General features: G+C 47.7%; 19 protein-coding genes. 17 read left to right on the forward strand and 2 right to left on the reverse strand.

Features of this window, described 5'->3' with window-relative positions; genetic code table 11:
- Nucleotides 1–118: 118 nt before the first annotated feature.
- Entirely contained in the window at nt 119–766 is a 648-nt protein-coding gene (locus TRNA_RS28060) for a poly-gamma-glutamate hydrolase family protein (protein WP_003180784.1), read from the forward strand.
- A 13-nt stretch (nt 767–779) separates the two neighbouring features.
- Here the strand turns inward: TRNA_RS28060 and TRNA_RS28065 are convergent, their stop codons facing one another.
- Nucleotides 780–1,394, reverse strand: a complete 615-nt coding sequence (locus tag TRNA_RS28065) for an ImmA/IrrE family metallo-endopeptidase (protein WP_009328748.1) — start codon at nt 1,392–1,394, stop codon at nt 780–782.
- Between the two features lie 230 nt (nt 1,395–1,624).
- On the reverse strand, nt 1,625–1,978 hold the full coding sequence (xre, locus tag TRNA_RS28070) for an HTH-type transcriptional regulator Xre (protein WP_003180787.1): 354 nt from the start codon (nt 1,976–1,978) through the stop codon (nt 1,625–1,627).
- Nucleotides 1,979–2,150: 172 nt separating this feature from the next.
- On the opposite strand from xre, the gene TRNA_RS28075 reads away from it, so the two are divergent.
- From TRNA_RS28075 to TRNA_RS28145, 16 genes are all read left to right on the forward strand, one after another.
- Nucleotides 2,151–2,411, forward strand: coding sequence for a helix-turn-helix transcriptional regulator (locus tag TRNA_RS28075; protein ID WP_011197800.1), 261 nt, complete (start codon nt 2,151–2,153; stop codon nt 2,409–2,411).
- Nucleotides 2,401–2,697, forward strand: coding sequence for a hypothetical protein (locus TRNA_RS28080; RefSeq protein ID WP_011197801.1), 297 nt, complete (start codon nt 2,401–2,403; stop codon nt 2,695–2,697). Before TRNA_RS28075 ends, TRNA_RS28080 begins: the two co-directional genes overlap by 11 nt.
- Complete coding sequence (locus TRNA_RS28085; RefSeq protein ID WP_003180792.1) at nt 2,698–3,528, forward strand: hypothetical protein; 831 nt, start codon at nt 2,698–2,700, stop codon at nt 3,526–3,528.
- Entirely contained in the window at nt 3,428–4,228 is an 801-nt protein-coding gene (locus tag TRNA_RS28090) for an ATP-binding protein (RefSeq protein WP_011197802.1), read from the forward strand. The genes TRNA_RS28085 and TRNA_RS28090 overlap by 101 nt, the downstream gene beginning before the upstream one ends.
- Nucleotides 4,228–4,398 carry a hypothetical protein gene (locus tag TRNA_RS43840; RefSeq protein WP_003180796.1) on the forward strand — a complete coding sequence of 57 codons (171 nt, stop codon included), beginning with the start codon at nt 4,228–4,230 and terminating at the stop codon, nt 4,396–4,398. Before TRNA_RS28090 ends, TRNA_RS43840 begins: the two co-directional genes overlap by 1 nt.
- Nucleotides 4,399–4,498: 100 nt before the next feature.
- Entirely contained in the window at nt 4,499–4,840 is a 342-nt protein-coding gene (locus tag TRNA_RS28095; RefSeq protein ID WP_011197803.1) for a hypothetical protein, read from the forward strand.
- Nucleotides 4,837–5,040: an XtrA/YqaO family protein gene (locus TRNA_RS28100; RefSeq protein WP_003180800.1), complete on the forward strand. Its 204-nt coding sequence runs from the start codon at nt 4,837–4,839 to the stop codon at nt 5,038–5,040. The genes TRNA_RS28095 and TRNA_RS28100 overlap by 4 nt, the downstream gene beginning before the upstream one ends.
- A 120-nt stretch (nt 5,041–5,160) precedes the next feature.
- Complete coding sequence (locus TRNA_RS28105; RefSeq protein ID WP_003180803.1) at nt 5,161–5,664, forward strand: sigma-70 family RNA polymerase sigma factor; 504 nt, start codon at nt 5,161–5,163, stop codon at nt 5,662–5,664.
- Between the two features lie 142 nt (nt 5,665–5,806).
- The gene (locus tag TRNA_RS28110; RefSeq protein WP_003180804.1) at nt 5,807–6,607 is read left to right on the forward strand and encodes a terminase small subunit; all 801 of its coding nucleotides are present in this window, start codon (nt 5,807–5,809) and stop codon (nt 6,605–6,607) included.
- Nucleotides 6,604–7,902 carry a PBSX family phage terminase large subunit gene (locus TRNA_RS28115; protein ID WP_009328741.1) on the forward strand — a complete coding sequence of 433 codons (1,299 nt, stop codon included), beginning with the start codon at nt 6,604–6,606 and terminating at the stop codon, nt 7,900–7,902. Before TRNA_RS28110 ends, TRNA_RS28115 begins: the two co-directional genes overlap by 4 nt.
- 3 nt (nt 7,903–7,905) lie before the next feature.
- On the forward strand, nt 7,906–9,420 hold the full coding sequence (locus tag TRNA_RS28120; RefSeq protein ID WP_003180808.1) for a phage portal protein: 1,515 nt from the start codon (nt 7,906–7,908) through the stop codon (nt 9,418–9,420).
- Nucleotides 9,421–9,427: 7 nt separating this feature from the next.
- Complete coding sequence (locus tag TRNA_RS28125; RefSeq protein ID WP_009328740.1) at nt 9,428–10,276, forward strand: XkdF-like putative serine protease domain-containing protein; 849 nt, start codon at nt 9,428–9,430, stop codon at nt 10,274–10,276.
- A gap of 17 nt (nt 10,277–10,293) precedes the next feature.
- On the forward strand, nt 10,294–11,229 hold the full coding sequence (locus tag TRNA_RS28130) for a phage major capsid protein (protein ID WP_009328739.1): 936 nt from the start codon (nt 10,294–10,296) through the stop codon (nt 11,227–11,229).
- Between the two features lie 93 nt (nt 11,230–11,322).
- The gene (locus tag TRNA_RS28135; RefSeq protein ID WP_003180816.1) at nt 11,323–11,697 is read left to right on the forward strand and encodes a protein YqbG; all 375 of its coding nucleotides are present in this window, start codon (nt 11,323–11,325) and stop codon (nt 11,695–11,697) included.
- Nucleotides 11,694–12,050 carry a YqbH/XkdH family protein gene (locus TRNA_RS28140; RefSeq protein ID WP_009328738.1) on the forward strand — a complete coding sequence of 119 codons (357 nt, stop codon included), beginning with the start codon at nt 11,694–11,696 and terminating at the stop codon, nt 12,048–12,050. The genes TRNA_RS28135 and TRNA_RS28140 overlap by 4 nt, the downstream gene beginning before the upstream one ends.
- Nucleotides 12,047–12,535: an HK97 gp10 family phage protein gene (locus TRNA_RS28145; RefSeq protein WP_003180822.1), complete on the forward strand. Its 489-nt coding sequence runs from the start codon at nt 12,047–12,049 to the stop codon at nt 12,533–12,535. Before TRNA_RS28140 ends, TRNA_RS28145 begins: the two co-directional genes overlap by 4 nt.
- Nucleotides 12,536–12,546 lie beyond the last annotated feature (11 nt).

Below are 12,546 nucleotides of genomic sequence, written 5' to 3' on the forward strand. Positions count from 1 at the left end.
CGATTTAGGTTTATATACCTACTAGAGATTTCATTATCCTGAAGCCAAAATATTTACAACCGCTGCGACTCCCGGTACACTACATAAAAACAGGACAGGCAGGTGCAAAAATCGAAAGATGAAGCGGGCTTTAACTGACCAATACGGCAGCTTTACAGAGATGGCAGAAAACGAAATAGAAGGGACCGATTATTCGGTGGCTGCTCGGGATGCAGGGAGCGCTCTGCTTGTGATGGCTCCCCACGGGGGCGGGATCGAGCCGGGCATCAGTGAAATTGTCAAGGCTTTTGCAGAGGGCGCTTCGGTTTATTTATTGGAAGGATTGAAAAGGCGCGGCAATAAGAGCCTTCATGTGACAAGCGCTCATTTTGACTGCCCGCTTGCCTTGCGAATGGCTGCAGGACACCGGTACATACTGGCTTTTCACGGGTATGAGGAGCCTGCTCATCGACATACGCTCATCGGAGGGACAGATCGAAGGCGCGCCTTGATGTTTAAGGAGACATTGGAGAGGCACGGATTTTCTGCGGAGCTGGCGGCTGAAAGGGGCTATCTTTCAGGTACAAACCCTGCAAGCATCAACAATCGCTGCCAAACCGGTTTAAGCGTGCAATTTGAAATCAGCACAGCCCAGCGGAAGGCGATGTTTGAGCAATTCACATTAAAGGGCAGGCGAACGTCTCAAAATGAGGTGTTTTCCCGCTATGTCAAAGCTTTGAAGGAAGGAGCATGCATCGCATATGGGCCGAGTGCAGCCGGCAGCTGAGCCGGCTGTTTTTTTATTTTCTCAGCATATAAGCCGGCCGGCTTTCCGCAGCGACCATTTTGCCGAGGCCGTTTGCCGCTGCGTACGGGCGGCGGGTTTCCCGCCGGTAGCGTGCAAGTTCGTCTACTTCTTCAAAGCGTGGAGCATTCGCCGATTCGCTCTCTTGGGAAAGGCTTGCCATCCACGCCTCATGAAACTGGATTCCGGCCTGCCGTTTTTCAAAGAGCTCGATCCGTTTGACAGCGAACGACTCCGTGACTTTAAAGAGGTCGGCGATCATTTTAGCGGCTTGGCATCGCAGCTGAGGAAAATCCATTTTTAAAAGCATAAAAGTAGGGACGCAAAAATGGTACATAAATTGATTGGCCTGGAACTCCTGCAGCTCCCTGAACATCTGATTCATGTAAAGCTGGTTTCCGGCGTGCTTTAATACGTGGCACAGCTCATGGGCAAAGTCCTCCCACTGCTTTTCCTTTGAAAGACTGCTGTTGAGAATAATGCTGTACATGCCGTCATGCTTAATCATCATGCTGTTGACATTTTCATAGTGAATCCAAATATTAAAATGAGCGGCTATGCGATTCATATCAATCTGGTGAGGTTCAAAAAAACCGAACTTTTGGTACATATTTTTGACGTATTCTTCTAGGTGAGATAAATAAAACTTCAATACGAGACACCCTTTCGAACGAATGTTCTGTTTTTAGCGGGAAAGAAAAGCCCGTCAAAGGGGCTGTCATGATTTCATGCAGATCTATCATATACGATGAGCAGCCACTTTAGCAAATCTTTCCCTTTTTTATTGTCTTATCTATTAAATCGGCGCTCACCAGGTAATGTTTAATAAAAATTCCTTATTTATCCGTTTTGTTTATCTCCGGGCTTTCGTTTCTTCTCTTTTTCTTTTAAGTATTGAATGAACTCGATGGCCTGCTGTCTGCTTTCGGGGGAAAATTCCTGCATGTCGCGGTAGGCAATTTGCAGATCCGGATCTGCGATTTCGTCTTCGATGTTTTTTTTCTTTTCCGTGCCTGTCAGCAGATAGTCTATCGTCACTTTATAGTAATCAGCGAGTTTTTTTAATGTTTCATAGTCCGGCTCGCTTCTTCCGTTTTCATAATGGGAGTAGCGTGCCCGCGATACACCGATCTGCTTTGCCACTTCTTCCTGTGTCCTTTTTCCTCTCAGGCTCTTCAGTCTGCCGCCTAACATAGAATGACCTCTCTTCCTCAATTCGGCATGATTATCTCTATTATAGATACAAAATGTATCGAAATAAACAGATGATAAAAAAAGTATCAAAAAAGTGTTGATGATAAGAAGCGTATCATATATAATCAAATCATCAGATACGTATTGTATCAAAAACAGGGAGTGAGAACATGTGCGAAAACGATTGATCGAAGAGCGCTCTAAGAGGGGATGGACCCAGAAGCAAGTGTCGGAAAGACTTGGACTCTCCGAGGTTTATGTTCGCAAAATTGAAAGGGGAACACGCAATCCCGGCAGAGAAACGATGCTGAAATTCGAAACGCTTTATTCAGTGCCTGATCGTTTGCTGTTTCCCGATCTTTTTCAGGTCTTTATAGATACATATTGTATCAAAGAAAACCTGCATAAAAGAAGGCGATGTCATGAATCTTGAACATCCGATGGTCACACGCATCCGAACACACGGCTATCCAAAGGAAGCCGACAGAGAGCAAATGAGAAGCCACGGCGGACTTGCCGGATATCCAAAAGGAGGAAGCATGGGTAAAATTGTGATTTCCTACAGCTCAGACCGGTTTGATCAATGGCGGCTCGGAGAAGCCGGGGGATTCAACGCTTTTACGAAAGACGGAAAGCCTGTATTCCAATTTGATCATAAAGGCCAATACGAACGGTATCTCAGGCTGAACCGCAAAAGGCAGAAGGAAGGGGGAAGATGAATGTCCCGCCCGCCGGATCAAAGCTATCCCTTTTCGGTTTACTCAGGGCTTTTAACACCTGTTCACTACGAGAAAATAGGCAATGCCATTTGGCTTTTTTTATGGTGCATCAGTTCAACAACAAAGGAAATCGAACGCGATGGGGAGACATGGGGCATCGTGCTCGGCAACAAGCCGCTGAAAGCAGCCGAACTGGCTCTTCAATTCGGCGTCAACGAAAAAACGATCAGAAGATGGCTCGCTCTTCTCGAACGAAACGGCTACATTGCAGTCACAAGAGCGCCTTACGGAATGATTTTGTCAGTCAGACATTCAAAAAAATTTGCCTACGCCAGCCATGTCCGAACAGAACTGCCTGATCGGACAGAAGAGACTGGCAGTGCGGACAAGCTTGTCCAATCCAATAAAGATATCACACAAATCAACACAAAACATAATATGAGTTCCATAAAAACAATAGCAGAACGATTTGCCGCCCTCAGGTCGATGCAGGAAGGAAAGCCCGTCCATCCCTCGTCAAAAGACTATCAGGCCATCGCCCGGATTGTCGCCCGCGGAGTGTCTCTTCCGCAAACAATCAAATGGCTTGAACAATGTTTTGAGGAGTATGAGGCGCGGCGCCGAAGCCGTCATGAAACGATCAAGGTCTTCAGCTACTGTGAAAAATATATCATCGGCCGGCTGGCTGAAGCGGAAGCGAAAACGAAAACAACTGTCAGGAGGGAGAACAATGCCCAAAAGAACAATCGAAGAGGTCATGGACGAACTGAGAAACAGGAGCCGTCAATCACAGGGGGGCAAACCGGAAGAATCCGCCGCAAAACGGTATGACTGTCCGAAGTGCAAAGATGAACTCGGATTTATCGAACGGCGCGGAACGATGGAAGTATGGGTATCATGCGTCTGCCGCGAATGGCGCAAAGCGCAAAAGCTGTTGAAGACGAGCGAAATCACCGAACAATTTAAAAACTTAAACTTTGCTCAATTCAAGACGGAAGGAAAGCATCAATCTGTAAAAGAGGCGTATGAATGCGCCGTTGAATATGTACAAGCTTACCGGGACATTCAGGAAAGCCGCAGAAACAGCATCGCGCTCTTGGGACGACCCGGTTCAGGGAAGACTCATTTGCTGACGGCTGCCGCCAATGAGCTGATGAGGAAGCTTTTTGTACCCGTCCTGTATTTTCCGTTTGTCGAAGGATTCAATGATTTAAAACAGGACTTTTCGTTGCTTGAGAATAAGCTGAACCGGATGAAGCAAGTCGAGGTGCTGTTTCTTGATGACCTGTTTAAGCCGGTGGCAGGCAGGCCGCGGGCAACGGAATGGCAGATCGAACAGACATATGCCGTCGTCAATTACAGGTATTTGAACCATAAGCCGATCATGCTGTCCAGCGAGCTAAGCGTTGAAGAAATTGTCAGCATAGACGAAGCGCTCGGAACGAGGCTGGTCGAAATGTGCGGGGACTTTCTCGTCGTCCTGAACGGGAGCTCTTTCGGCATCAATCATAGACTGGAGGGGATGGTTTGATGTGCCGGCTATGTAATGGGAGAAAATCAATCCATCAGGACGCAAGGGTCGGAACGATTTTCCGCGCTTGCCCGAACTGCTGCACTGAAAGCGGCGGTTTGACGGATGTGATCAAACATCTGGAAGCGCTGATTGCAAAAATGAAAACAAGGGTGACACAAGGTGCTTAAAAGTTTAAAAGCTATGATTCTCATCATCTGGACAGCGGCAAAAAGAGACGCACAAATTAAACGATGGCACGAAGAAGACGGAAAGTGAGGAAAGACATACGTGAAAAACGAAAGTGAGGCGTACAGCCCATCACCATGGCGCGTCGTCAGAACAAATACCGACGTATACATTTATTCAGCATACAGCAAAGCCGAAAAGAAACGGTTTTCTTATTCCAACGGAAGGGTGATTGCCAAAGTCGCCGACTACAGCGCATATTCCAAGGAAAAAAATGCCCGCTTAATCGCTGCAGCTCCCGAACTGTTGACCGCAGTGAAGCTCACGCTTGCCTATTTGAAGCGAAAACGGCCCGTTCACAGCGATTCAGTTGAGAATCAATTGAAGAATATTTTAGAAAAAGTCGTCGCAAAAGCAGAATTTGAAGAGGAGGAAACAAGATGAACCATCCGGCAAAGTTAACAGATATCAACGATACGACGGTTGCAAGCCGCATCAAAAAAGGAAAGGTGACGGTGATCGTCCTTGACGGAATGAACGGCACGGCATGGCAGGCCGAGGCGCCTGAGCACGGCAAAACCGTCATTGAAACGAGAAAGGGAGATCTCGCAAGGATCGAATTTGAAATCGGCTATAAGCTATAGCTCTACAACTTGAATATTTGTCCAAGACGGAAAGCCTGCGGACGCTGATCAGGATGCACATCTTAACTGTGCGGCTGATTGGTGTCCTTTTTTATTTCAAAAAAACGGAGGTACATTAAAATGGAAGATTTGCTTTTCGAATATAAAAGAGCGCTGAAAAACACGAAAAAATTGTATAAGCCCTATCAAGATGAACAAGGGCTGACGGCTGAACAGCTGAATGATAAAAAACTGATCAGAAACATGATGACCGATTTGGAATATGTGATCGACTGGCTTGAAAACGGAAGAGAACCTGGAATCAGACGGGCGATTGACAGGCGCGACTCTTATAAGCGGATGCTCCTGAAAGATCCGCGGATCATCGACACGTTTTCAGAACAGAGTGCATTTGAACCGGCTCAGGAAGTGTCAGCATACGATAAAGCCCGGATTGAATCAGCGCTGTCTGCCCTTACGGCACGCGAAAAAGAAATCTTCATTTTACATAAGGTCGAACAGTTTTCCTATGAGCGGATTGCCGCCATGCTCGGCATCAAAAAGTCTACTGTTCAAACCAATGTGAAACGGGCGCAGCTGAAAATCGCGAAACAGATCGAAAAGCCTCTCGATTGTATGGCATAACGATATATCTGTCTTTTGTCATACGTTTGCCACCTATAAGTGAAAAGAGAAAAAATATAACAAAGCATACTGTTCATATGGAAGATTCATATAGCGATTAAATATTACTGTTTCCGAGAATGAGAGGCGGTGAAAATGAACAATGCCAAGGAAAAGGGATCCAAAAAGGGATGAAGCTTTTCGTCTCTATCAAAAATACGGGGGAAACATTACGAATCTCGCAATCGCAAGAGAACTCGGCGTTTCAAATAAAAAAATCAGCGTTTGGAAAACCCGCGACCGCTGGCAAGAGGCTTTAGCCGGAGATGACGCGAACCGTGGAAAAGCAGACATTCACAATGAAGGGCTGAATGAACGGCAGCGGCTGTTTTGCATCTATTATGTGAAAAGCTTCAATGCCACCCAAGCGGCGGTAAAAGCGGGCTATTCCCCGGCCAGCGCCCATGTGACAGGCTGCCGGCTTTTGAAAAATGAAAAGGTGGCCGATGAAATCAGGCGAATCAAAAAAGAAATGGTAGGGGAGATATTCGTCGAGGCGATGGATGTTCTCCAAGTCTATGTAAAAATCGCGTTTGCCGATATGACCGATTATGTGACTTTCGGCAAAAAAGAGGTACAGGCTGTCGGAAAGTCCGGACCGCTGTTTGATGAAGAAAACAATCCGGTTATGAAAGAGGTCAGCTTTGTGGATGTGAAACATTCCGACCTCGTCGATGGCACAGTCATCACGGAAGCGAAACTCGGGAAAGAAGGGATCGCGATCAAGCTGGCCGATAAAATGAAGGCGCTCGATAAGCTCTCACAGTATTTTGACCTTTTCCCTGATTCATTTAAGCGGAAAATTGAAAATGAGAAGCTGAAGCTCGCCAGACAAAAAGCCGACAAAGATGCGGAAACGGGTCCCGTTGAAGTGGTCATCGCCCGAAAAGGTGATCAGGCTTGATCATAAAAGAAGTCAATCCGCATTTTGAAGATTATTTGTTTAACTGGGATCAGACCTTTCAATTTCTTGTCGGCGGATACGGTTCGTCGAAAAGCTATCATACCGCTTTAAAAGTCGTATTAAAACTGCTTCAGGAAAAGCGGACCGCTCTTGTCGTAAGGGAAGTGTTTGAAACACACAGGGATTCGACGTTTTCTTTATTCGCATCCATTATCGATGAGCTGGGTGTCCAAAAGGCGGCTCAGGCGGTTTCTTCTCCGATGCATATCAGGTTTGCAAACGGCAGCCGAATTATTTTTAAAGGAATGGACAACCCGGCGAAATTGAAATCCGTCAACAACATCTCGCTGATTTGGATTGAAGAATGTTCAGAGGTGAAGTATGAAGGCTTCAAGGAACTGATCGGCCGGCTGAGGCATCCTTATCACAGGCTGTATATGATGTTGACGACAAACCCCGTCAGCCAGTCAAACTGGACGTACAGACACTTTTTCAAGGATGAGCGGAACAAGCGGTTCATTTTGGATGATGAGGTCTTGTATAAAAAGCGGGTCGCTGTCGTCGGTGATACGTATTACCACCATTCCACAGCTGATGACAACCTGTTTTTGCCGAAAAGCTACCTCAAACAGCTTGATGATATGAAAGCATATGATCCCGACCTGTACCGGATTGCCAGAAAAGGGCGGTTTGGGGTAAACGGCACCAGGGTTCTGCCGCAATTTGAAGTGATGGAGCATGAGGAGGTCATGAGGCAGATCTCCGCCATTTCCAACCCGCTGAAGAGAACCGGAATGGATTTCGGATTTGAGGAATCATACAATGCCGTCGTCCGGGCGGCCGTCGATCCCGACAAAAAATATCTATATATCTATTGGGAGTACTACAAAAATAAAATGACAGATGATAAGACGGCCGAAGAACTTCACGAATTCGCGGTTGCGAAGGAGCTGATTAAAGCTGATCCCGCTGAGCCGAAAAGCATTCAGTTTTTCAGGCAGAATGGTTTTAACATGACAGCAGCACGCAAGTTCCAAGGCTCGCGCCTGCAATATACGAAAAAAATCAAGCGGTTTAAAAAAATATTCTGTTCTGACCGATGTGCCAATACGATCTACGAATTGCAGCCGCTGACCTATGCGACGGATCAAGACGGCAATCTGAAGGAGGATCAGTTTACAATTGATCCGCACACGCTTTCCGCGCTATGGTACGCGCTTGATGATTATGAAGTAACCGATTTGAAGGCTGAGCCGGAAGTGAGAAAACGGCCGAACAGGAAAAGGGGGAGATAGCGTATGTCCACTCAGCAAACGGTAAGAGCGAAAGTCATGAAATCCCGTTTTCACGGGCCTGTAACAAAACAAATATATGAAGATCAATTTTCGGAGATCTACGGCGATGATATTATCGCTCCGCCGTACAATTTGAAAGAATTGAAAGCCATTGCCGAATATTCTTCAATTCTTCAGCAATGCATTGACGCCTATAAAACGAATATTGCGGGGTTCGGGCTCGATGTAGAATACGCTTTTGATTTCAACGGGGCGGATGTGACGCCCGATCGGAAAAAAGCTGCTGAGTCCGATTGGACAAGGCTTGAAGATTTTTGCCGCCACCTTCATTTTGACGAATCGGCTGAAACAATTTTAAGCCATATGATAGAGGACCGCGAAAAAACCGGGAACGGGTTTTTGGAGGTGCTCAGAAACGGTGCGGGGCAGCCGGCCGGAATTGAATATCTCGATGTCAAAAATATGCGGGTATGCGGATTGACAGAACCGATCGAAGTTGAATTCGCCTACATGGAAAACGGATCGCTAAAAAACATCAAGAGGGAGAAAAGGTTCCGCAAATACGTTCAGATGATTGACGGCAGGAAAGTGTACTTTAAAGAGTACGGCGATCCGCGCGTCATGGATATGACCACCGGAGAGTTTGACAGGCAGACTCCCCCTGAACGAAGCGCGAATGAAGCGATCCATTTTAAAATCGGCAGCGGCGTCTACGGCGTTCCGCGCTGGATCGGAAATATTGTCAACCTGTACGGGGCGCGGAAAGCGGAAGAGCTGAATTATATGTACTTCAGACAAGGCCGGCACGTACCTGCCGTCATTACGGTTGAAAACGGCATGCTCTCAGAGGCTTCCTACAGAGAGCTGCAGGAATATATGAACGACTTGGAAGGGGTTGAAAATGCCCACAAATTTTTGCTGATCGAAGCGGAGGGAATCGCACAGGAAAAAGACATTCACGGCAGCCAGGACATTACGCCGGTGAAGGTGGACATCAAATCCCTCGCCGAAATTTTGCAGGAAGATGCGCTGTTTCTTGAATATGACGAGAAAACCCGGAATAAAATCCGCTCTTCCTTCAGGCTCCCGCCGCTCTACACCGGTGATGCCCATGAATATAACAGGGCGACAGCCGATACCGCCCGCAAAATCACCGAAGAACAGGTTTTTGAACCGGAGCGGAAAATATTGATCGGCAAGCTGAATACGCTGTTTCTCCGCGATTTAAACATTTTCCACGCGAGGCTCCAGCTGAAAGGACCGGACTTTCGCGATCCGCTTGAGATCGCAAAAGTGCTCGGTCCTTTTATTCAGGCAGGAGCAGTATCTGCAAATGATTTGCGCGACCTGGCCGGCAGAGTGCTCGGCAAGACGCTAGATGAATGGCCGGAGGAAGAATTCAGCAGGCCGCTCGTTTACCAGGAAAGCTCAAAGCGTGCGGAAGCGGAAGCAGGAGCATTGCTGCCTGAACTGCAGGAAGCCGTCGAGACATTGAAACAGATCACTGAAAGGAGGTGAACATTTCGTGCCGAGAGAGCTTAAAAATGCCAAAATCAATTTCGTCAGTTATGTCGACAAAGCGGCGAACAAAAAGAAATTCTTCATGACGAAGTCGAGTGAACCGCCGACATTTCAAAAGGAAGTCAAGCTGATTGCAAAAGCCGAGGATGAAAAGAAGCTCGTCTACGGCGTTGTCTACGAGCCGGACATTCAGGATGCCCACGGCGACTTTATGACGGCTGAAGAAATCCAAAAAGCCGCCCACGGTTTTCTGAAAAATGCCCGGAAGATCGACAAGGATCACAATTTCCAGGGAGGCGTCGGAGAAGTCGTGGAGTCCTACGTAGCGCCGGCTGATTTTGAAGTAAACGGCGAAACGATTGTGAAAGGCTCTTGGGTGCTGGTGACAAAAGCCGGCGATGAGATCTGGGAACAGATTAAAAAAGGAAGCATCACCGGCTACAGCATGGCGGGCACTGCCGAAACGGTCGAGCACGCGCCCCAAGCCGACTCTGAAACCGATGAGCCCGGCAGTTTCTTTCAGCTGTTTAAGCAGTTTTTTGCCGGCGACAAACAAAAAACGGGAGAGGAAGAAAAAAAGATGAAACGATCAGAAGTTCAAGGAACGATTGAAGCCGTCTTGGCTCCGCTTCTCAAACGTCTTGACGATTTGGAAGGGGATAAAGCGGCAGATGAAAAAGAGCAACAGACAGACCAAGACGCACATGTGAAGGAAATCGTCGAGGACATGCTCGCCCCTCTTATTGCACGCATTGAAGCACTCGAAAAGATGAGAGGCGCCTCAAAGCAGGCAGCAGCCGAAAAAGACGGGGAAGAAGAAGTTAAAAAATCGATTTGGAGCGGATTGCTTTAATTTGGAGGAGGAAGACAATGAGAAATCAAGAGATTATTCGTAAAGCCGAGATGTCGCTTGCGACTTTGAAAAGCGGAGGATTAATGAATCCGGCGCAGGCTTCTGCATTTATTCGCATGGTGCAAAACACGCCGACAATTTTCAGCGAATCGCGCGTGATTCAAATGGAAAACGACTCGCAAAAATTTGAAAAGATCGGCTTTGGCCAGCGGATTTTACGAGCGGCTGATGAAGGTAAGGCATTGGCGAAAGATCAATTAACCGCACCGGTGACCAGCACGGTCGAACTGAACGCGAAAGAAGTCATTGCCGAAGTCAACATCACTTATGACACGCTCGAAAATAACATTGAAAAAGACGGCCTTCAACAGACGCTGATGCAAATGCTGGCGGAGCGGGCTGCCGTTGATATTGAAGAACTGATCGTCAATGGTGATGTCGCATCCTCAGATCCATACCTTGCCCAGCTCGACGGGATCCGGAAGCAGTCCGTCTCCCATATCGTCGATGCGGGCGGGGAGCAAATCAGCCGGCAGCTTTTCAAACAGGGGCTGAAAGCTGTTCCGGCAAAATATATGCGCGTTCCTCAGGAATTCAGATTCTTCACATCGCTCGGCCAGGAGATTGAATGGAAAGACCGCGTCGCAGAACGTCAAACGACTCTCGGGGATGCGGCGGTACAGGGCGGACTTTCTACCGCTTTTGGCGTGCCTGTTAAAGGGGTCTCAAATATTCAGCCGTATGCATACGGAGAAGGAGATGCGGCCGCCGAAGCATCAGACATTATTTTGACGCACCCGAAAAATATCATTCTCGGTTTCTCGCGCAATATCAGAATTGAAGTCGATAAAGACATTCGCGCGCGCAAATTCATCATTGTCCTGACGGCAAAACTGGACAGCAAATTCGAGGAAGAAGACGCGGTTGCAAAAATCATCAATGTAAAAGAGTAAATGCTGAGTTCGAACCGTTCCAAAGGAAGAACAGCCGACCGGCGGAAACCGAGCCCGGACAACAGCTAAAAGCTCTGGAAGGATGTGATGAACATGCTGATCACGCCCGACGATATCATCCAATATTCCGTTATTGAAGCCGTGAAAAACCGGCCGCAGGAATTGCTGCGTCAGGATATCCTTGAAGCTGAAGCGGAAGCCGAGCAGATAACGGGGCACCGTTTTACAGATGAAAAATATGATCCGCTGCCGGAAAAGGCAAGGCTCGCTTTGCTGCAGCTGGCACAGTACTTTGCATTGAAAAACGGTGATGAATCGCTTTTGAAAGGCTACAAATCTGAGAAATTGGGAGACTACTCCTATACGCTTTCAAGAAGCGGAGGCCTAGTGAAGCCCGACGTCTATAAACTGCTCGAAGAATTTATTCTTGATTATGAATCTGTTCGATTCAAGGTGCGCCCGCTATGAGCTACAAAAGGTTATTAAGCGACCGCTGCGATATCTATCATTTAAAGGAAGACCAGGCTGAGGAAGCAAGGTACGGCATTCCTGCGCGAGACCTGCAGCCGATTCGCACATACGGGGAAACACCTGATCTTCAAAACGTTCCCTGCTATTTTACGGAAAAAAACCAGTCGATCGTCCAGCAAGATCCCGAACAGGTTATTTATCATTCATATTTGGCCCATTTTCCGGCGGAGGCAGATGTGCGCCTTCACGATAAGGCGGTCTGGAACGGTGTCGCCTACACGCTGCAGCAGCCGCGCAACATCAAAGGCCATCACCTCGAAGTGTTAGCGGTCAGGGATGAAAAACTATGAAAATCAAAGGATTGAAACAGCTGTCGCAGACGCTGGAAAAAGCAGGGCAGAGCGGCTTTCGAAATGAAGCTGCCAAGTGGCTTGAACAGGCGGGAACCGATTTTTTGGACCTGGTCTGTGACGAAATCGTGCGCGCCGGATCGATTGATACCGGCAGCCTTTTGCGCTCTTTCAAGCGGGGAGCCGAAGGGAACAGGTGGGAAATCGAAAAAGGCGGACTCACGCTTGAAGTCGGGACGGAGTTAGAGTACGCCTCATTTGTAAATGACGGCCATTGGACAGGCGGAAAAGACGAAGTCAGGTGGGTTCCGGGACAATGGCACGGCGGCCGGTTTCAATATGATCCCGGTTCATCGTCCGGCATGGCCTTAAAACGGCAATGGGTAAAGGGAACAGGCTATTGGGAGCATGCGCTTTACATATTTGAGCGTTTATTTGAAAAACGCCTGAATGAAAGGCTGCAAAAATGGCTGAATTCCCTTTAAGGAGGTGAAGC

This window comes from Bacillus licheniformis DSM 13 = ATCC 14580 (assembly GCF_000011645.1).
In the GTDB taxonomy this organism is placed as follows: Bacteria; Bacillota; Bacilli; order Bacillales; family Bacillaceae; genus Bacillus; species Bacillus licheniformis.

Coding starts and splice junctions, on each gene's coding strand:
- TRNA_RS28090 (WP_011197802.1), top strand. CDS start 3,428: ATGCCCAAAAGAACAATCGAAGAGGTCATGGACGAACTGAGAAACAGG.
- TRNA_RS28135 (WP_003180816.1), top strand. CDS start 11,323: ATGCTGATCACGCCCGACGATATCATCCAATATTCCGTTATTGAAGCC.
- TRNA_RS28110 (WP_003180804.1), top strand. CDS start 5,807: ATGCCAAGGAAAAGGGATCCAAAAAGGGATGAAGCTTTTCGTCTCTAT.
- TRNA_RS28120 (WP_003180808.1), top strand. CDS start 7,906: ATGTCCACTCAGCAAACGGTAAGAGCGAAAGTCATGAAATCCCGTTTT.
- TRNA_RS28105 (WP_003180803.1), top strand. CDS start 5,161: ATGGAAGATTTGCTTTTCGAATATAAAAGAGCGCTGAAAAACACGAAA.
- xre (WP_003180787.1), bottom strand. CDS start 1,978: ATGTTAGGCGGCAGACTGAAGAGCCTGAGAGGAAAAAGGACACAGGAA.
- TRNA_RS28085 (WP_003180792.1), top strand. CDS start 2,698: ATGTCCCGCCCGCCGGATCAAAGCTATCCCTTTTCGGTTTACTCAGGG.
- TRNA_RS28080 (WP_011197801.1), top strand. CDS start 2,401: ATGAATCTTGAACATCCGATGGTCACACGCATCCGAACACACGGCTAT.
- TRNA_RS28140 (WP_009328738.1), top strand. CDS start 11,694: ATGAGCTACAAAAGGTTATTAAGCGACCGCTGCGATATCTATCATTTA.
- TRNA_RS28065 (WP_009328748.1), bottom strand. CDS start 1,394: ATGTACCAAAAGTTCGGTTTTTTTGAACCTCACCAGATTGATATGAAT.
- TRNA_RS28100 (WP_003180800.1), top strand. CDS start 4,837: ATGAACCATCCGGCAAAGTTAACAGATATCAACGATACGACGGTTGCA.
- TRNA_RS28145 (WP_003180822.1), top strand. CDS start 12,047: ATGAAAATCAAAGGATTGAAACAGCTGTCGCAGACGCTGGAAAAAGCA.
- TRNA_RS28130 (WP_009328739.1), top strand. CDS start 10,294: ATGAGAAATCAAGAGATTATTCGTAAAGCCGAGATGTCGCTTGCGACT.
- TRNA_RS28060 (WP_003180784.1), top strand. CDS start 119: ATGAAGCGGGCTTTAACTGACCAATACGGCAGCTTTACAGAGATGGCA.
- TRNA_RS43840 (WP_003180796.1), top strand. CDS start 4,228: ATGTGCCGGCTATGTAATGGGAGAAAATCAATCCATCAGGACGCAAGG.